Here is a 19,330-nt window from a genome sequence, read left to right as displayed (position 1 = left end):
AGCAGATAAAATGATTTTTATTTGGAGAGGAGAGTATGTAAGGATGATGAAAAAGAAAAAAGTAAGTGTTACATTAAAAAATGAAGCAGACAAAGAAGAACAAGCAAATCAAGAGATGGTAACTAGTTTTACATTGGCGACTTCATCAAAAATATCAGGAAGCCAGCAGACCAAACGATCTGATAGTTGTTGTAAAGCAGCTATCGAAGAATATGAATGTGATTTTTATGGGATTCGTCCTAAGGAAATGGATCAATTACAAAGCGAAGTGATTAATAACTTATTTGGAGCAAAAAAAGATAGAGAAACAGATATGTCTGTTCATGAGCTTATTGCCGGGATAATTAGAAAGGCAAATGATAAAAATGAAAAGTAGGAGTAGAGATTATGCTTATGGTTTTCATGATAATGTTCAGCCTCTATTTTCAAGCGGGAGCGGATTAACAGAAGAAGTGATCAGGAAGATGTCAAAGATAAAGGGAGAACCTGAATGGATGTTAGACTATCGATTAACTTCATTTGAAAACTTTAAAAGATTACCCTTACCAAAATGGGGTCCTGATTTATCAGGAATTCGCTTTGAAGATGTCATTTACTATCAAAAGTTGAGTGAGCGGGTATCAACTGATTGGGAAGATGTACCGGAAAAAATCAAGAATACTTTTGTACGTTTGGGAATACCTGAAGCAGAACAAAAATTTTTAGCTGGAGCTGCTGCTCAATATGAATCAGAGGTTGTCTATCACAATATGAAAACAGAGTTTGAAAAATTAGGAATCATTTTTACAGATACAGACAGTGCATTGAGAGAATATCCCAAGCTTTTCAAACAGTACTTTGGAAGGCTGGTTTCTTCCTCCGAACATAAATTTGCTGCATTAAATGGTGCTGTGTGGTCTGGAGGTACCTTCATTTATGTACCAAAAGGGGTAAAATGTGAAATCCCTGTTCAAACTTATTTCAGAATTAACGGAGAAAATGCGGGTCAATTTGAACGTACATTGATTATTGTTGAGGAAGACGCTTCTATTCAGTACATTGAAGGGTGTACAGCTCCTAATTATACAACCAATAGTCTGCATGCTGCTACAGTAGAATTATTTGTAAAAAAAGATGCATTTTTCCGTTATACGACTATTCAAAACTGGTCAGATAATGTCTATAATTTAGTAACAGAACGAGGTTCAGTTGAAGAAAACGGGGTTTTAGAATGGATTGATGGAAATATCGGCAGTAAAGTAAATATGAAATATCCTTGTACTTATTTAAATGGTTCGCAAGCAAGAACTTCAATCCTGTCCATGGCATTTGCCAATTATGGACAACATTTAGATGCCGGATGTAAAGTGATTCATAATGCGCCAAAAACTTCTAGTACGATTGTCTCAAAATCAGTAGCTCGAGATGGTGGCAGAACGGATTATCGCGGCACAGTGAGATTTGGCAGAAAAAGTAGTGGAGCTAAATCTCATATTGAATGTGATACAATTTTGATGGATAATGATTCAAAGGCAGATACTGTTCCCTTTAATGAGATCTTAAATAGTAATGTAGCTCTGGAGCATGAAGCGAGTGTATCAAAAATATCAGAAGAAAAATTGTATTATTTGATGAGTCGAGGAATTAGCGAAGAAGAAGCCACGGCGATGATTGTCAACGGATTTATGGAACCGATTACAAAAGAACTGCCAATGGAATATGCAGTTGAACTGAATCAATTGATTACAATGAGTATGGAAGGGTCGGTTGGATGATAACAAAACAGGGCTCATTGTCAACTAGTGCTGGTAAAAGAAATACGATAGAGAAAGCAAACAGGGAGCGGTTCAGGTTCAATGTTACCCTGCTTGCTTTTTCAGTGTTGCCTTTGGGAAATAGGTTCCTCTATACAAAGGAGCAATGGCCTTCATTTAGAAGGGATTGTCAGCTTGTCAAGAATGGCAAGTTTTACTTTTCGAGCAATCGAGCAATGGTGATCACAGAGAGTATCCTCTGCTAAAATGTTCGTCGGCAGGCTTTACAGAAAAAGGGACTGTGACAAAAGTCCCTTTCTATTATTCAAAAGGATCAAGTCCATTTTCTCGTAAAGCCGCAAGTATTTCGCCTAATGTCGTAGCATTAGGATCGGTATCGCTATTCCAAATTTGCCCTGTTTCAAGTTCAATTTGTCCATACATAAACGCCCCTTCAGGCATGACTAAAACAGTTGTAGATTCATTAGAATGTCCATCATCAAACATTGATGCCCAATAATCCGGATAAACTTTCGCAATTTCAATTGCAGCTTGAACTGTAGGGTTCTCATAATTAGAAGTAAAGTCAGTGTTCTCATTATCAATTGATTGTTCAGTGATTGTGCTATCTGGTTGTATTTCAGAAATAATTTGATAATCTTCATTTTCTTCTGCAAATACAGATTTTTTTTGAAGAGCATCAAAACCAATAATAACAGTACTTAAAAGTATTAGAGAACCTACAATTTTTAGAAAATTAGTATTTTTTTTCATAGTATGAACACCTTCCTTGTTTTATTACCAGTTCCGAACTTCGTAGTATGATCCTGGAATAGGGTTATAAGAATAATATGTTGTAAAATTTCCTGAACCAGTACGATAAATGTAATACCCAGTATAAAGCAGAGTTCCATACGCATAACCAGTACTATAGGTCGAGCTTGCATCAGACATTGTTCCTACTACTCCAGAATCTCTGTATGTTTGCCATTGTAAGTATGCGCCAGTTCCATCAGCTGGTTTAAAATTGTACCCAGCGAAACGCCATCCGCTACCACTAAAAGCATTTGATTGATATTTCCCTTGATTTGGAATAGTGTATTTTCCAGCAGCTGAGTTTGGGGCAGGAGTTGCACGTCGCAATAAATCTCCACGGTTAAATTTTGGAGTAGTTCCAACACTTTCTTTATATTCTTCTACAGTGGTTGCAGCTGGACTTGTTTCTGTGTCAATTACTACTGGTTTATCAAATAAATTAGGGTCATCTATTTCAAAGACTCCACCAGAAATGATAGCACCATCAGGTAGCACAACAATTGATTCAGAATCATCCATATTATCAAAATATTCTCCCTCTTCGGCTTTACCTGGAGGTTTATAATTTGCTGCATCTGCATTATTTGAAAAACCTCCAAACCCTAATGATAACAAACCCAATATTGTTGTACAAATAACTTTTTTCTTCATAGCTAAAAAACTCCTTTTTGTCTTTTTATTACTCTTAAATCGTAACATATACCATTTTTTTTGTAAATACTTTTTTTCTTTGGATTTACCCGGTATTCACTAAAAATCCTGTTATATCAGTAGTTACAGAAGCTATTTTCTAAACAAATGAAATACGCTTCGAAATACTGTTAGTTCAATAATTTTCTGTATTCGTTTCTAAAATTTGGGGTAAATTCAAATTTTTTTCTTGATAAACTGGAATAGAATGAAAAGCATTAACAGGATTTTTGGTGGTTTACTTGAAATAAAATGAAGTTGATTTCCATAAAAAGAGATTGGCTTATTTTTTTTGCAATATTATTATTGGTGAATCGATAATTTTTTCTTTTAATCTAAACTATTTTTAATACAAATTTTATAATCAAGTTAGCCACGGCAGAAAATAAAAGAAGGGAGAAAAGTCTGATGGAGATTTTGCTTATTGTAATAGCTTCAATCGTATCTTACCTAGTTGTTCTTTCTCGGAAAACAGTTTTGACATAAAAAAAAGAAGGTCTCTCTATTTCTTATTTTACAAGTTTTGTAATGGTAATGTTTATTTTTAAAGTTCACTTAAAAATTATATGGGAACGAAAAGTAGATTTTAAATTTGTAATCTTTGTATTAAGATACGATATTCCGTTGATACTCTTGATAGAAGTTGCTAAAGATGAAATAGCTACCAAAGAGAACAAAAAAGAATACGAAAACAAAGAGTCTTTAGTTTCAAGGTTATTTAAGTCTAGAACTGTAAGACAAGAGTATGCCGATGTAGTTAGAAGACCAATGTATTGCATAAAAACAACTATCCAATGAAATGTAGCGACCCCAAAAAGTTAGACAAAAAATCTAACTTTTTGGGGTCACTTCAGAAGATAGCTATGCGCCACTATAACCATCTTACAATACTTAAGCGAGAAAACATATTTTTATTATTCAACCAAAGCAGTCCGTACGCACCATTGCTTCTCTTATGGAGCGCAGCCCTTCTACAATCTCTAGAGAACTAAAGCGTAATACAAAGAATGCAGCTTATTCTCCTGTCACTGCTCAGACCTTGTATTCCTACAGGAAGTAAAATTGTGGGCGGAAATTGATCTTGTCTAACGACAGAGTGTGGAAAATTGTTCGAAGGCTATTCGTAGAAGAACAATAGTCTCCCGAAGAAATCTCTCATCGATTGAAAAACGAACAGACAGGTATCGCTATAAGTCATACAACAATTTATCGCAGCATTTATAACGTTCTCTTTGAAACAGCGCTTATAAGCCAAGGGAATCGTGGACTGGTTCGTTCACTTAGACACCGTGGAAAAACCAGACACCTGTAAAGCAGAATTCGCATATTTTCGATTTGACATTCCAAGAGAATATAGTTTTAATTAATATAATAGCTTAAGTCCAACTAAAAAAGACCATGAAATTATTAGATGAGTTGAATTTCTTGATTCATGATCTTTTACTAAACGGCGGATTTTATAATGAACTTAGCCACCTAGAAAAATAAAAAAACGTCATCGCAACATTTCATGTATTATTGAGGTTCTTACACCAATCAATAAAGGATGAACTCACGATGACGCAAACTGAGAATACCACAGAATCACGCAAAGGAAAACACCTAAATTATCAAGAACGCTTAAAAATCGAAGCTTGGAAGCAATTGGACAAGCCTCTTTCTAACCGCGAAATCGCTAGAAAGCTTGGCCGAGTGCCTCAAACCATCCACACAGAAATCAAAGATGGTTACGTACGTCAAATTCGACGGCAAGTACAGAACGGAAAAACCTATGAATATGAGTCCTTCTGCTACTCCGCTAGCGCAGGACAAGCGGCCTACGAAAAAGCCCGCGAAAACTCCCGCAAACAAGCCAAATGGGTGAACGCCCCTGACTTCATGGCCTATGCCGACCATCAAATGGAAAAAGAGAAACAATCACCTGATATCGTGGTTGGTCGAGCGAAAAAGTTGGGCTTGTTTTCCCACGAGGATATTCCATGCACCACAACACTTTACAATTATATCGACCTTTGCTTGATGAAAACCCGAAATATCGACCTGCATCTTAAGCTGCGTCGGAACAGAAAAACACCGCGCAACCGCAAGAACAAAACGATTCTCGGTGAACTGATCGAAAAGCGACCGGACATTGTCACTACACGTGAACGCTTTGGTGACTGGGAAATTGATACGGTGAATGGACTGCGGGTAAAGGACGATCAGGCACTGTTAACCTTGACAGAACGCAAGACACGTTATGAAGTGATCATTAAGATTGATGGCAAAGCGTCAAATCCAGTCAACCAAGCAGTACAAACGCTAAAAGAAGCTGCGGGAAAACATTTTGACCTGTTGTTCAAGACGATCACTTCGGATAATGGAACGGAGTTTTCTGGATTATCCAACCTGCTCAAAGACATCACAGATGTTTATTTCACTCATCCTTATTCTTCTTGGGAGCGCGGAACCAATGAAAATCACAATGGCATGATTCGTCGGTTTATTCCTAAGGGAACCCGAATGTCTGACGTGTCGCTGGCTACCGTTCGACGAGTACAGGACTGGATGAACAACCTGCCACGAAGAATTTTAGGTTATGCAACACCTCGGGAATGCTTGTTGGAAGAGATGGCCCAACTATCCTTGACTACGTGAGCTCCCCTTACTAGGAAACAAAAAAATTGAATAACGAGAGAATTTCAATAAGTGGCTAACTTGCACTTGAAATTTGCGTCTTTTACTAAACAATAAAAAAATTTATGAGAATGGTAAAAATCTATCTGCTGCTCAAAAAAATACTAACTATTTTAAGAGGATATTATAGGAATAAAGAAATATTTCTTCTGGATGAACCTTTAGCTAATCTTGATGGGGACAATCAGAGATTAGTGATGAATGTTCTTATGAAATTAAAAAAAGAGAAAATTGTCATTGTTGTTGATCATTCATAGGAACTAGTTGAAGTTGCTGATCAAGAAATAGTAATAGAAGAGGAGTAACATTATGTATTTGAAGCAATTGAATTTCTATGGTGAAAGATACAATGAATTTCCTTTCAATCTTTCATTTTTAAAAAACTTGAATGAAATTGTATTTTCTAAAAACGTTACATTTATCACTGGAGAGAATGGGTCTGGAAAGTCAACTTTAATTGAGACAATTGCCGAGCTATTGGATCTAAATATGGAAGGAGGATCCAAAAATAATACTTTTGCTACATATGATTCTTACTCAAACCTAAGTGAAAAGTGTAGATTAATTAGATATCCTTCATATCCAAAGGATTTATATTTTTATCGAGCAGAGTCATTCTATAATCTGGTGTCTGATTTAGATTACTTAGGAGTCTCAGATGAATTATTTGATCAAAATTTACATAATTTTTCTAGAGGAGAATCCATCAAAAATTTGATAAAAAATAGGTTTTTTGGAAATGGCTTATACTTATTAGATGAACCAGAAACGGGTTTATCACTTCAATCGCAATTAGAATTACTTGTCATGATATACGACTTAGTTGATTCGAGTTCACAATTTATAATTTGTACACATTCTCCAATACTAATGATGTATCCAAATGCAGATATTTTAGAGTTTGATGACAATGGAATAAGCAATGTGACCATAGAAAAGTCAAAAATTATTGAACAATGGGAGATGGTTCTCAAAAGGAAAGAGGTATTTATTTCCCAGCTTTTTGATGGATAAAAAAATGTATAGTTTTTTTTAATATATGTAAGTAGAATGTGTGTATCAGAGCTGTCAGCCACAATATTTCTATGTGATATTTTGAAATCTATAAAATTGATACTTGAAAATTATAGTATAATATTTTTGTTAATTTTTAAGATAGCTCCTCAATTTTTTGAATACAAATAGTGTGAATTTTAGTGATATTATATGCTTTCATACCTCTATTAAAAACCAATAGTATTACGATTTTAATACTCTATGAAAGGCTATAACCAACTTGGAAATCAAGAGGAAGGGGTTGTTGGCTAATAACAAAATAGAAGCTAGGAACACTGTTATATAGGCATTCCCATCTTTTTTGGAGTGTGCCAGGCATGGCAATTATCTAGTAGATAAAGGGATTATATTTTTTAAGCAGTAAGAAGGTTGCTAGAATAGCCTTATTACTGCTTTTCACATTGTCATAGACTCGATAAAATACCAGAATATTATCGAAATGCAGTAGAAGTAGGATTCAGATTTAGTGATCTGTAATGAGTTTACCTAGATACAAAGAGGTGAGAGTGTATTATTGTTCCGCTCTCTTTCAGAACACACGAAAAAACATTGAAGAAATGGGAGATTCTCTTTCCTCTGGAGGAATACTTCTGTATTAATTTAGTGCTTTTTCTGATGCTAACCAGTTGGCTTTGGTTGAAAATTAAAAAACGCTCCTCTAATTGAATAGAGGAGCGAAAAGGAGTATTTACTCAAAGAGTAAAATGAAAAATAAAAAGGTTGTTGTTGGTTTAAAGATATATTACCATCATCTATTTCATCCGACCAATAATAACACTTTTTATTGAAATCTCTTAAGGTTTTTTTAATAAATAACAAGTAGTATATTATGATTTGTTGGGAAATACGCAGTTGATAGCATACAAATACCAATATTCCAGTATCTGTTCTTATAAAATTAAAACAGTAAAAAGCTTAGCATTACAGCAATTCTTTTCTCAATTCTTCATCTGTTTTCGGTGAAAGGTATTTTGGTGCAATATCTAAAACAGTAAATGCTCCAAAGTTTTGTTCATCGGCTAAACGGACACAAGCTCTTGCATAAGCAACTAAGACACTGGCAGTGAATTCCGGATTACTGTCCAGATATAAATTGTACTCAATCACCTGATTGCTGGACTTATGTGTTGTTCCTGTATGAAGAACGGTTCCACCATGAGGCATTGTCTTGTGGTCGCGGTTTAATTCTTCTTGAGAAATAAAATGTACTTCTGTATCATAATCTGAAAAATAGTTTGGCATGGAAATAATTTCTTCCTGAATTTTTTTTGCATCAGCACCATCTTCCAAGACGACAAAACATTCTCTAAAATGCTTGTCACGGGTGGTGAGAGATAATTTTTCGCCTGCTTTTAATTTTTCAATAACTTCAGTGTTTGGAATGGTATATTGCGTTGCATCAGCCACACCGGAAATTCTTCTCAATGCGTCAGAATGTCCCTGACTGACACCTTTACCCCAGAAAGTATTCGTTTCTCCATTTGGTAAAATGCTTTGTGCGTATAGACGATTTAAACTGAACAGTCCCGGATCCCATCCAGTTGATATAATTGAAACGGTTTGATTTACCTTTGCAATTTCATTTACTTTAGCAAAGTGTTCTGGAATTTTAGCATGTGTATCGAAGCTGTCAACAGTATTGAAAGACTGGGTAAACTCCGGAGTTTGAACCGGCAAATCGGTTGCTGAACCACCACATAAAATACAAACATCGATTTCTCCTTTTTTCTTCTTTAAATCATCGATATAGTAAGCTTTGGCTCCATCTGTTTCTACTTGTTCAGGAGCTCTTCTGGTATAGACACCAACCAGCTCGAAATCATTGTTTTGTTTTAATGCACGTTCAACACCTCTGCCTAAATTTCCGTAACCAATGATGGCTGCTTTTATCATTTGACACACTCCTTCCTATTTAAAATAAATTATACCAAAAAAGGATAGCTGACGAAAAGCAGCATTTAAATAAAAAGTACGGGGTCGGGACAAAAGCGATCAGCTCTGAGAATTAAGAAGGAATGTCCGAAGATTGTCAAGGAACACTATTCATAGAATGAATAGCTGTGAATTGTTACCTATCTGGAGGTCCTCATATTTTCAAGATAGTTCGGCTTAATTTCGAAGGGGTTACTCGTCGAAAAAAGAATTTTTGCTTTTGTACCGCTGTTTATTCAAGGGTAGACACGAATAGAGAGTGAAACTTTATTTCTGTCTCACTCTCTATTGTATTAAAAATTTTCAGATGCTCAGATGAAAATCGTCCTTTTTGAATTTACCTATTTTTCACTAAAAGCTCTATTATATCAAGTAGTTACAGAAGCTGCTTTCTAAACAAATAAAATACACTTCAAAATACTGTTAGTTCAATGATTTTCTGTATTAGTTTCAAAAATTTGGGCTGAATTCAAATTTTGAACTGTTGACAATTACTCTAGTTAGACTATAATAGTTTTCGCTCAATAGTCTAATTAGACTGGAATGGAAAATCTTCTGAAGTAGAAAAAAGACTAGTTGCAAATAAAAATTCTATTGTTGAATGATGTATTGGAGGAAAAACAGATGATAAAATCATTTTTGATGATCGGTCAGTCAAACATGGCAGGGCGGGGATTTCTTGATGATGTAGAACCGATTTACAATGAAAGAATAAAAATGCTGCGCAACGGAAGATGGCAGATGATGGCAGAACCGATTAATTATGATCGTCCAGTTGCAGGGGTAGGACTGGCAGGCTCTTTTGCTGCTGCATGGTGTCTGGAAAATCGGACAGATGAAATAGGCTTAATCCCCTGTGCGGAAGGCGGCAGTACGCTAGCGGAATGGGCTGTAGACGGGATTTTATTCAGAAACGCAGTCAGTCAAGCAAAGCTTGCTATGGAAAACAGTGAGCTGGCAGGGATTATGTGGCATCAGGGAGAGAGCGACAGTTATGGAGAAAGCTATAAAACCTATTACAAAAAGTTCCTGATTATTTTGGATACACTAAGAAAAGAGCTGAATGTACCTGATATACCAGTTATTATTGGCGGACTGGGAGATTATTTAGGACAATCTGGCTTTGGCAAAGGATGTACAGAATACAAACTGATAAACAATGAGCTGGAGAAAATCGCTTTTAAACAGCCAAACTGCTATTATGTTACCGGACAAAATTTGACTTGTAATCCAGATGGTATTCATATTGATGCAATTTCCCAAAGAAAATTTGGTTATCGTTATTTTGAATCATTCTCAAAGAAAAAGCATATTATGGATGTGTTAACCGATGAAGAGAAATTCATTAATCCGGACATAAACCGTGTATATACTAAAAATGAAAAAATTTATTTGGAAAGTATGGAGTTTGCACTGGGGAAAATTTCCTATGACACATTTGAAGCAAGAATGATTGCTGTGAATGAGGAGGGTGAATAAAAGTGATTCCTTTACTAATATTAGGCTTGCTAAAAGAGAATCCGGGTGCTCATGGTTATGAGCTTCTGGTACTGATGAGAGAACGAAACTATAAATATATTGTGAATTTTACAAAAGGGTCATTCTATTATAATTTGCAGCAACTGGAAGAAAAAGCACTGATAGAACGAATTGAAACAGAAGTAGCCAGTTCTTTAAAAGAAACACATAATTATATTTTGACGGACGCAGGAAATCACGAGTTTAATCTCTTGATGGAAAAATATGGCTCAAAAACAGACTATGTCAATTTAACTTTTTATGCTGCCATGTTGTTTGCAGAAGACTATGATCCGATAAAATTCAAGAAGCTGGTTCAAACTCAGATCAGTCAGACGAAAAAGAAAGTACAGAATATCGAAGAAGCATTGAAACATCGGGAAACAATTCTGCCTAGCTTTGCAAAGATGCTGGAGAATTCGCAGACACACCATCTTGTAAATATTCGGTGGTTTGAAGAATTACTGGAGGATGCAGAAAACATGCAGTAATGCAAAAAATGAAGAGCTGCTAAATAAAAAAGGGATAGGAGATTTTATTCGTTAATCAAGCTTCTATCCCATTGGTTTATGTACAGCAGTCTCAGTCAAAGGTTAGTTACTATTTCTAATAATTTCTGCTATTTCCTCTTTTGATAAATTTGTAATCGGAATAATTGGTTCCGGTGTTGTATAAGGACCTAGTTGTTTTTCATACCAGGCAACGTCAAACCATTGTCCGTTCTTAAATGCATTATTATGGTAGATCCCCATTTGCTCGAATCCAAGCTTTTCATGAAGCTGCTGACTTTTTCTGTTTGGCAGAGTAACTCCGCCTATCACTGTCTTAATACCCTGTTTTTTTAAAATAGAAATGAGAATTGTATAGAGTTGCATTCCAACTCCTTTGGCGGTTTGTTCCTTGTCCAGATAAATAGACAGTTCAGCGTTCCACTCGTAAGCTTTTCGTTCCATATGGCGATGAGCATAAGCATAGCCGATGATTTTTCCCTCTTCTTCACAGACCAGATAAGGGTAAGTTGTTGTAAAACTGTTGATGCGTTGGGTAAATTCATTTTTTGAAGGAAGAGCATATTCACAGGTGATAGGTGTGTCAATATATTGACTGTAAATACTTAAGACTGCTTCGATATCTCCCGGGGAAATAAGTCTGATTTTCATAGAGTCACTCCTGAATTTTTTATCTAATTTTAACGTAAACTATTAATAAATTCTAGTAAAAATAAATCAAAAAATTTCTTTGAAGTAAATGGGATGGAACGCTGTTGAGATAGGTTCTGAAATCAATTACCATAAATCTAAGAGGAAAGTCGTCAATATGAAGCGTTGTATTGTGCTCTTTGAAATAGTCTTTTATAAATGAACATTAAAGGTGGAAGCAATATGACTATTTCAGATAAAAAAATATATCCAAGAACAAATGATTTAGAAACAGCGTATTAAAGAAACAGCCATTTATAGGATATGTGTTGGATAGGAAATTGACCAAGGTACAACGAGTTGTATTACGAGGATTGTTTTGATCTATAGAAGAAATTCAGGTGCATATCACTGACCTGAACGACTATTTTGTCGAATATACCACCAAATAACAGGAGGTATTCGAATGATTACAAGAATTGCCGGGAGCCAGTGCATGAACAGCAGAGATTTTCATGGTAGAAGTTGGCTGGAATGCTCAAGCATTTTCTACGAAAGAATATTTAACGAGTTGGGCTGGACTTTGTCTTGGGAGCTATGAAAGCGGAGGCATTCGCAAAAAAAAACTAAGAGTGGGACAGAAATAAAGTTCTGAACTTTCTTCGTATCTATCTCCGAATAAACGGCGTGACAAACACTCATGAAGGCGGTAGCCCTCATGAGTGTTTGTCATAACATATACTTGTTTATATTAATGCCTTATTTTGGGGATAATGCATTAAAACAGATAATTATTTTTCCTGTAATATTTGCAGCCTATAAAGATAAACTACGAGAAGAAGTAGGTGCGTTTCACAGGTGCTTTCTTTTCATCGAGTAAATTTCGCTTATATATAATTGTGGGTGTATTTAAATTTGCTTTGTTGTCAGCAAATGCTGTTAAAGCATAGTATATTTTGTAGAAATTTTCAATGGGAGAGGTAAATTCATCATGCCATGGCTTAACATGTCCTGAATAATGAATGATATGAGGATGTTTTCTTGTTTCCTCATATTGCCTTTCTCCTTCAATAGTTGGATGCTTTTTTTCCTGATTAATAATATAGCTTTGAGCATTCCAGCTGGGATGAAGCGGCAGCCATTGGTCGTGAAGGATGGCATTCAGCGCATCCTGATCATGAAAACGAAGCTTTTCAGGATGATACTGGATATACTTCAGTACTTGTCTGGTTATATCTTTTTCAAGCCATGACTGGACATTAATCAGCATAAGTCCTGAATTAAAGTAAAGATCTGAGTCAGTCGAAATTCCCATTTTCTCAAATCTGTTATGAAAGCCGGCATCTTCAACAGCTGCCAAAGGATAATCCTTAAGATCGATCTCCCATAGATAGGAAAGGTCATCGACAGCAATCATATCACAATCTAAATAAAGGATTCTTTTTACATCCGTATCTCTGAAAAGCTCTGGAATAGCGATTCGATAGTAGGCAGTTTTTGGGATTCTTGAACTTTCAACAGCATTGGAAAAGAATCTTTTATTGATATGTAAAAGGTTTACTTGAGTGTTGTAGTGACTCAAGGTATCAATTAAAAGTTTCTTATTTTGTTTGTTAATATTATCATCAATTACATAAAATGCGTATTCTTCATTTGATTCTTTTCTGTTTTCTAAAATAGACACAAAGAGTGTGGTCATATGTTTTGTGAATCCTGAATTGCAGCAGGAAACAATAATTCGCTTTTCTCTATTCATTTTGAGACCTCTCCCTTCTGTAGTATACTTTCAGATAATTTCTTCATATAAAGATCCTGATAAGGATGGTTTTCCAGTGTATTCCAAGGTTTATCATGTCCGGTAAAATGAATAACAGCCGGATTCCGAGAACCTGCTTTGTAAAGCTTTGTATAATGTTCATTAGGAGCAGGGTGTTTTTCAAAAATCAGTGAACTTTGCATGTTCCATCTTGGATGAAAAGGAGCCCATTGCTCGTAGAGAACAGCATTCAAGGCATCCTGATCATGATAAATAATTTTGTCGCCATGATCTGTCAAAAATTGAATAGTCTTTTCAGTAATATTTTCCTTATTCCAGCGTTCTAAATTAATGACCATGACACCAGAATTAAAATAGAAGTTATTTGAATCAATACCCAGACGCTTTAGTGCTTTTGTCTGTCCAGGATCAATTACAGCACCGATTGTTTGATCGTGTAAATCTAAATTAAACAACGTAGTAATGTCATCGAGAATCAGTGTGTCGGCATCCAAATAGAGAACTTTGCACGTATCATCTGCAGGTAAAAATTTTGGCAGCGATATTCTAAAATAAGCAGTTGTAGTGATATGATCGCTAACTAAGAAATCCTTATATAAGCTGTGATCAACACTTACAAATTCAATGGATGCTTGATCCGAATGTAAATTAACTGTCTTGCGAAGCTGTTCCTTACTCTTATCAGAGATATCGTCATCAATTACATAAAAGTAAATCCTTGAGTTAGGATCATTGACATTGTCAAGTAATGTAGCAATCATCACACTTAAATAAGGAGCATAGTGCTCATCGGATGCGGTCACAACGGGTACTTTATAAAAGTCCATAAATATCTCTCCCCTTTAAGGTTTATTAAATATACATTAAATGCATTTCTTTTTTTTTGCAAAAGATACACGCTTTTGAATATAGTGCAGTAAATACAACTTTTAGGTATACTCGATGGAAGTGCTTGATCTTCCAGCTCTTTTTAATGAATGATAAAAAAGTATTTTGTTGTTAAAGGAAGACTAAATCTTTTAGACTTAGAATGAAGGTGATAAGCGAATTGAAATGATTTTCAGTTGCTTTAGTGCATCGGATTGATGATTTCAATTGAATCATTGACTTTTTCTGAAAAATGAAAGGACACAAGAGGAGCAGGAAAATAAATAGCAGGTTAAATGAACATTAATTTAGGGAACATAGGTGAATTAAATTTTGAGGACAAAATGGCTGCTGCTATTTCACTGGAATCTGCAGACGGCTTGTTGAATATAAATGGAAAGATTTTTTCTCATGCAACAGAGAGATTGGATGAAAATGAAAAGATTAGTGCTGATATTGATGTGGAAGTAGCTCAAAAGAAAATCGTTATTCAGGTGAACAGTATCATTGAGTATATTAAAAGTATACCAGTAATGTATGAAGCAATACAGAAAATTGACTCAGAAGAGGTTGAGCACATGACTTCATTTAATGTTGCAGAGCTGAATGTAAACATTATTGATGGAAAAAAAGAACAGTTCAAAAAAAGTTAGCTAAAGGATAAGAAGATGTAATTGTTCCTGCTAGTAAGGTTTCTGATAGAGAATAACAGGAGGAGAAAAGTATAGTATATTTGGTTTCAAAATTGATGTAATAAAACAGAAGTAAGATTCAAGAGCCTTTTGATTTTCTGCTATGTGCTGGGATCGAAAGTTTTTTTGTAGTGGTAATAGGGGAGTGTGTGCCTTTGTCATAATATAAATACTAATAAAGTTGACAGATCATCAAGACCTTGGTAAACTATGCTTAATATTTATTTGATATCAATTTGATATCAAAAAGAAGGCGGGGAAGAAAATGAATGAAGAATTGAAAAGTAAAGTTCCATCAACAGAAATAGAATTGAAGGCTCGTAATGGGATGCCGTTTTTACTCCTTAATATTTTGGGGATTATTCTATCAATCGCACTGTTTATCTTCGGCATTGTCTATTTAGAAAAAGAGTCATTTGTACTTGGAGGTATGATGCTGGGGCTTGCTATTTTTTACTGGTGTCTGCCAATGATTCTTTTATTCGCAGGGCTTAAAGTGATTCGTCCGAATGAATCAATGGTTATGACGCTATTTGGGCGCTATATAGGTACCTTAAAAGGGGAAGGATTTTACTTCGTTAATCCATTTACCACTGCTATCCCAGTTCCAGTGAATCTTTCAAATCAGGATGGTGTGAATATCCTCGAACAGGAAACTGCAGCTGCAAAAGGTGCAGCAGCACAAAGAGCTGTTACGAAAAAGCTATCATTAAAAACGATGGCACTAAGTAACAATAAACAAAAAGTCAATGATCAGCAGGGGAATCCAATCATTATCAGCATCGTTGTCATTTGGCGTGTAGCTGACACTGCAAAGGCGATGTTTGATGTAGATAATTTTGTAGAATATCTGTCTATTCAATGTGATTCTGCTTTGCGGAATATTGTGCGGCTCTACCCTTATGATGCTGCTGATAACGAAGATGCTAATGAAAAAAGTCTTCGTGGTTCCAGTCAGGAAATCAGTACAAAGCTGAGCGAAGAAATTCAGTCAAAAGTGGAGGTTGCCGGTTTGGAAATTTTGGAAGCCCGCATTACTCATTTGGCCTATGCGCCGGAAATTGCGGCTGCAATGTTGCAGCGCCAGCAGGCTTCTGCAATTGTTGATGCACGTCAGCTGATAGTTGAAGGTGCTGTTGGTATGGTGGAAATGGCTTTAAAGGAATTAAACGCTCAGGGAATTGTTGATCTGGATGAGGAAAGAAAAGCTGCAATGGTAAGCAATCTGCTTGTTGTATTATGTGGAAATCGAGACGCACAACCTGTTGTCAACAGCGGGTCATTGTATTAAACTTAACCTGTTCCTTATTGACTGCTAAGGAGGTCTGCTGTTATGGAAGGGAAAGAGCAAAAAGCAAAAAAGCAAGTGCCCCTTCGTCTTTCAACCGCACTGTATAATGAATTGGCGGCTTGGGCAGAAGATGAATTCCGAAGTGTGAACGGTCAAATAGAGTATTTGCTGACAGAAGCAGTCAAAAAGCGTAAACACTCCGGAAAAACAAAAGAGTAATTAAAGCAACACCAAATAATAGTGGGAAATATATGAAGTACGGGACTGTAACATAAGTATGTCTGATACCCCTAAAACCGGATAAACGGTATTCCAGTCTTTGTATGATTCGAGCATTCGTTAAGAAGCGTAGGATCAAGTTCTTACATGCCCCTCAGACATGCTTCGAGGATCGGAACGAAGTCCTTCAATTCTTAGTGGCTTTGCCATTTAGAAATTGATGAGATCGAAGTGAAGTGTAGTGTAGTGAGAACCGAAGACGCAGAAAAACGGATATAGCGTAATGTTTTGTCTCGAGAATCGTTAGACTCGTAGAGACACAGTTCTTCTACGTAATGTTTTGTCTCGAGAATCGTTAGACTCGTAGAGACAGCAGTTTTTCTCCGCTCCGCATACAGTTCTACTACATCAAGTGAGCTGGTTTCATTCAAGGAATACTTATCGAAACTATGCATACCATTCTGCTAAAGTACAAATATGAGCAGAAGTGGCAAAGTAGAACTAGCACTTGTCGGTCCTAATCTGTGCCGAGTAATCGCAGGCAACATCTCAGAAATAAGGCGAACGATACTGAAACTATGAGCAGCTCCAGGGAGGTGTCAAGGAACACTATTCATTTTATGAATAGTGTTCCTTGACAATTTTCGTATATTCCGACGTATTGTCATAAATCACTACGATTGACTTGACGATTGACTTGTCAGAGTAGATGATACCTGCTTGGTTCTTGAGCTAGAACACTTCTGCTCCTGCGGTTACTCGTCGCAATTAAGTTCGTGCAAGTGCTCCTGCGGTTACTCGTCGCAATTAAGTTCGTGCAAGTGCTCCTGCGGTTACTCGTCGCAATTAAGTTCGTGCAAGTGCTCCTGCGGTTACTCGTCGCATGGAGCAGCTTTGTCACAACCTCGTACTTCATTTTTGTATACTTTTTCAGGTTGCCGTTTTTCTTTAAATACTAAACATTCTCCTTATTCCAATAGCACAATTCTATTGGATGAATTGCTCACTACGAACAACATTTTTTATAATGAAGGAAGCGTTAGTAATTACTGGGTATCTTTTCATTTTCTGCTTCTTACAACTCCTTGCAAACACTTAGACTGGTTTTTAACATTTCTTTGATTTTGTATCAGTTTTCGGTTGACGAAAGTCTTTATTAATGGAAGAATGTTATGGGAAAGACAAGGAGGAGACTTAGTGAGGAAGATTGGATTTGATTCAGAAAAATATCTTACAGAGCAGTCCCAATATATATTGGAACGTGTGAACCAGTACGATAAATTGTACTTGGAGTTTGGCGGTAAATTAGTTGACGATAAACACGCTAAAAGAGTTCTTCCAGGTTTTCAGGAGAACAGCAAAGTCAAGCTGCTCCAAAAGCTAAAAGATCAGGCAGAAATCTTGATTTGTCTTTATGCAGGAGACATTGAAAGAAATAAAATCCGCGGCGATTATGGAATCACCTATGATATGGATATTCTTCGACTAATTGATGAATTGAGAGGATACGGTTTGTTTATTAACAGTGTAGTAATTACCCGTTATAATAATCAGCCGGCAACGAAAGTGTTTATCAATAAGCTCGAGCGCCGCAATATCAAAGTATATAAACATGAAGCAATCGAAAACTATCCTTTAAATGTTGAAAAAATTGTTTCTGAGGAAGGTTTTGGTAAGAATGAATACATTGAAACTGAAAAGCCGATCGTTATAGTGACTGCACCGGGTCCGGGAAGCGGTAAGCTATCTACTTGTCTTAGTCAGCTCTATCATGAAAGTAAAAAAGGACATAATGCAGGGTATTCTAAATTTGAAACATTCCCTGTTTGGAATGTTCCGCTGAAGCATCCATTGAACATTGCTTATGAAGCTGCTACTGCAGATTTGGGGGATGTCAATATGATCGACTCTTTCCACTGGGATTACTATCAGGAAATGGCTGTCAATTATAATCGGGACATTGAAACATTTCCTGTTATAAAGCGGATTATTGAAAAAATAACCGGTCAGGAATCTGTCTATAAATCTCCAACAGATATGGGCGTTAACAGAATAGAATCTGGGATTATTGATGATGAAGTGGTTCAAGAAGCCTCTCGTCAGGAGATCATTCGACGCTATTTCCAAATAGAATGTGATTTTAAAAAAGGACTGGTGAATGAGGAAGCAGTCAGCCGTATCAGTCTGATTATGGAGGAAGTCGGTTTAAAACCGGAGGATAGAAAAGTTGTTACGCCTTCACACGATTATGCAGCAACATTCGAATCATCTACGACTGATCCAATTGCAGTGATTGCACTGGAATTACCGTCAGGAGAGATTATTACCGGCCGAACTACATCGCTGATGGAAGCTTCTGCATCGGTTATTTTGAATGCGATTAAGACATTGGCAAATATTGACGATGACATTCATTTACTATCACCAATTACACTGGAAACCATTCAACGATTGAAGAAGAATGAAATGCATATTTCAAACAGTTCTTTGACAATCAGCGAGGTACTGATTGCTCTTGCGATCAGTGCAGTTACTAACCCTACCGCACAGAGGGCTTATGAAAAGTTGGCAGAGCTGGAAGGAGCACAAGGGCATTCAACTGTTCTGCTGGGCAAAAGTAATGAACAGACATTGAGGAAATTAGGCATTGACATTACCTGTACACCTGCCTATCCATCAGAACAACTCTATTATCAATAGAATTTGAATAGGTTTGAATGAAAATAGATAAGTAAGAGGTTGTGCCAGTCTTTGCTTGTCTGAAGAGGGTATACAAGACGTGCCAACGCTTTTCTAAATAGATGCATTTGTATTGAATCGAATATTGTGAGACTCGTAGATACAAGGATTTTCTTTATTGTAGGAATATCTAGTGAAATTGTCAGTTCTGCTTCTAACCTAAGAAATGTACATTCAGCATGGGA

18 protein-coding genes are annotated in these 19,330 nt (G+C 36.2%); 12 read left to right on the top strand and 6 right to left on the bottom strand.

The window, feature by feature from the left end:
• Positions 1 to 43 precede the first annotated feature (43 nt).
• The gene (locus LI954_RS11245; RefSeq protein ID WP_229441144.1) at positions 44 to 376 is read left to right on the top strand and encodes a hypothetical protein; all 333 of its coding nucleotides are present in this window, start codon (positions 44 to 46) and stop codon (positions 374 to 376) included.
• Positions 366 to 1,754, top strand: coding sequence for a Fe-S cluster assembly protein SufB (sufB, locus tag LI954_RS11240; protein ID WP_229444509.1), 1,389 nt, complete (start codon positions 366 to 368; stop codon positions 1,752 to 1,754). Before LI954_RS11245 ends, sufB begins: the two co-directional genes overlap by 11 nt.
• 300 nt (positions 1,755 to 2,054) lie before the next feature.
• Here sufB and LI954_RS11235 read toward each other — a convergent pair whose 3' ends face one another.
• Both LI954_RS11235 and LI954_RS11230 read right to left on the bottom strand, forming a co-directional pair.
• Positions 2,055 to 2,507, bottom strand: coding sequence for a hypothetical protein (locus LI954_RS11235; RefSeq protein WP_229444508.1), 453 nt, complete (start codon positions 2,505 to 2,507; stop codon positions 2,055 to 2,057).
• Between the two features lie 24 nt (positions 2,508 to 2,531).
• Complete coding sequence (locus tag LI954_RS11230) at positions 2,532 to 3,200, bottom strand: hypothetical protein (protein ID WP_229444507.1); 669 nt, start codon at positions 3,198 to 3,200, stop codon at positions 2,532 to 2,534.
• A 946-nt stretch (positions 3,201 to 4,146) separates the two neighbouring features.
• Between LI954_RS11230 and LI954_RS16365 the strand changes: the two genes are divergently transcribed.
• The 3 genes from LI954_RS16365 to LI954_RS11220 all read left to right on the top strand — a co-directional run bounded on the left by LI954_RS16365 (position 4,147) and on the right by LI954_RS11220 (position 6,929).
• Entirely contained in the window at positions 4,147 to 4,299 is a 153-nt protein-coding gene (locus LI954_RS16365) for a helix-turn-helix domain-containing protein (protein ID WP_420705980.1), read from the top strand.
• A 497-nt stretch (positions 4,300 to 4,796) separates the two neighbouring features.
• A complete protein-coding gene (locus tag LI954_RS11225; RefSeq protein ID WP_229444506.1) occupies positions 4,797 to 5,876 on the top strand; it encodes an IS30 family transposase in 1,080 nt (359 codons plus the stop codon).
• Positions 5,877 to 6,224: 348 nt separating this feature from the next.
• The gene (locus tag LI954_RS11220) at positions 6,225 to 6,929 is read left to right on the top strand and encodes an AAA family ATPase (protein ID WP_229441142.1); all 705 of its coding nucleotides are present in this window, start codon (positions 6,225 to 6,227) and stop codon (positions 6,927 to 6,929) included.
• 963 nt (positions 6,930 to 7,892) lie between these two features.
• Here LI954_RS11220 and LI954_RS11215 read toward each other — a convergent pair.
• The gene (locus LI954_RS11215; protein WP_202068696.1) at positions 7,893 to 8,864 is read right to left on the bottom strand and encodes a diaminopimelate dehydrogenase; all 972 of its coding nucleotides are present in this window, start codon (positions 8,862 to 8,864) and stop codon (positions 7,893 to 7,895) included.
• Between the two features lie 663 nt (positions 8,865 to 9,527).
• Here LI954_RS11215 and LI954_RS11210 point away from each other — a divergent pair.
• Together LI954_RS11210 and LI954_RS11205 are read left to right on the top strand one after the other, a co-directional pair.
• Complete coding sequence (locus tag LI954_RS11210) at positions 9,528 to 10,382, top strand: sialate O-acetylesterase (protein WP_229441140.1); 855 nt, start codon at positions 9,528 to 9,530, stop codon at positions 10,380 to 10,382.
• 2 nt (positions 10,383 to 10,384) lie between these two features.
• Positions 10,385 to 10,912: a PadR family transcriptional regulator gene (locus LI954_RS11205; RefSeq protein ID WP_202068694.1), complete on the top strand. Its 528-nt coding sequence runs from the start codon at positions 10,385 to 10,387 to the stop codon at positions 10,910 to 10,912.
• 102 nt (positions 10,913 to 11,014) lie between these two features.
• Here LI954_RS11205 and LI954_RS11200 read toward each other — a convergent pair whose 3' ends face one another.
• On the bottom strand, positions 11,015 to 11,581 hold the full coding sequence (locus tag LI954_RS11200; RefSeq protein ID WP_202068692.1) for a GNAT family N-acetyltransferase: 567 nt from the start codon (positions 11,579 to 11,581) through the stop codon (positions 11,015 to 11,017).
• A gap of 488 nt (positions 11,582 to 12,069) precedes the next feature.
• Between LI954_RS11200 and LI954_RS16360 the strand changes: the two genes are divergently transcribed.
• Entirely contained in the window at positions 12,070 to 12,207 is a 138-nt protein-coding gene (locus LI954_RS16360) for a transposase (RefSeq protein ID WP_420705979.1), read from the top strand.
• Between the two features lie 182 nt (positions 12,208 to 12,389).
• On the opposite strand, the gene LI954_RS11195 is transcribed toward LI954_RS16360, so the two are convergent.
• On the bottom strand, positions 12,390 to 13,316 hold the full coding sequence (locus LI954_RS11195) for a glycosyltransferase family 8 protein (protein ID WP_202068688.1): 927 nt from the start codon (positions 13,314 to 13,316) through the stop codon (positions 12,390 to 12,392).
• The gene (locus tag LI954_RS11190; RefSeq protein WP_229444505.1) at positions 13,313 to 14,164 is read right to left on the bottom strand and encodes a glycosyltransferase family 8 protein; all 852 of its coding nucleotides are present in this window, start codon (positions 14,162 to 14,164) and stop codon (positions 13,313 to 13,315) included. Before LI954_RS11190 ends, LI954_RS11195 begins: the two co-directional genes overlap by 4 nt.
• Positions 14,165 to 14,500: 336 nt before the next feature.
• Here LI954_RS11190 and LI954_RS11185 point away from each other — a divergent pair, with 336 nt between their 5' ends.
• From LI954_RS11185 to LI954_RS11170, 4 genes are all read left to right on the top strand, one after another.
• Positions 14,501 to 14,857 (top strand): Asp23/Gls24 family envelope stress response protein, encoded by a 357-nt coding sequence (locus LI954_RS11185; RefSeq protein WP_229444504.1) that lies wholly within the window; start codon positions 14,501 to 14,503, stop codon positions 14,855 to 14,857.
• 304 nt (positions 14,858 to 15,161) lie between these two features.
• On the top strand, positions 15,162 to 16,187 hold the full coding sequence (locus tag LI954_RS11180; RefSeq protein ID WP_229444503.1) for an SPFH domain-containing protein: 1,026 nt from the start codon (positions 15,162 to 15,164) through the stop codon (positions 16,185 to 16,187).
• 42 nt (positions 16,188 to 16,229) lie between these two features.
• Entirely contained in the window at positions 16,230 to 16,406 is a 177-nt protein-coding gene (locus LI954_RS11175; protein ID WP_202068684.1) for a ribbon-helix-helix domain-containing protein, read from the top strand.
• Positions 16,407 to 17,603: 1,197 nt separating this feature from the next.
• Complete coding sequence (locus tag LI954_RS11170; protein WP_229444502.1) at positions 17,604 to 19,106, top strand: DUF1846 domain-containing protein; 1,503 nt, start codon at positions 17,604 to 17,606, stop codon at positions 19,104 to 19,106.
• Positions 19,107 to 19,330 lie beyond the last annotated feature (224 nt).

This window comes from Enterococcus sp. CWB-B31 (assembly GCF_020567645.1).
Taxonomy (GTDB): domain Bacteria; phylum Bacillota; class Bacilli; order Lactobacillales; family Enterococcaceae; genus Enterococcus_L.
Note: the sequence above shows the minus strand (reverse complement) of the source record. Positions and strands in the feature narration are given on the sequence as shown.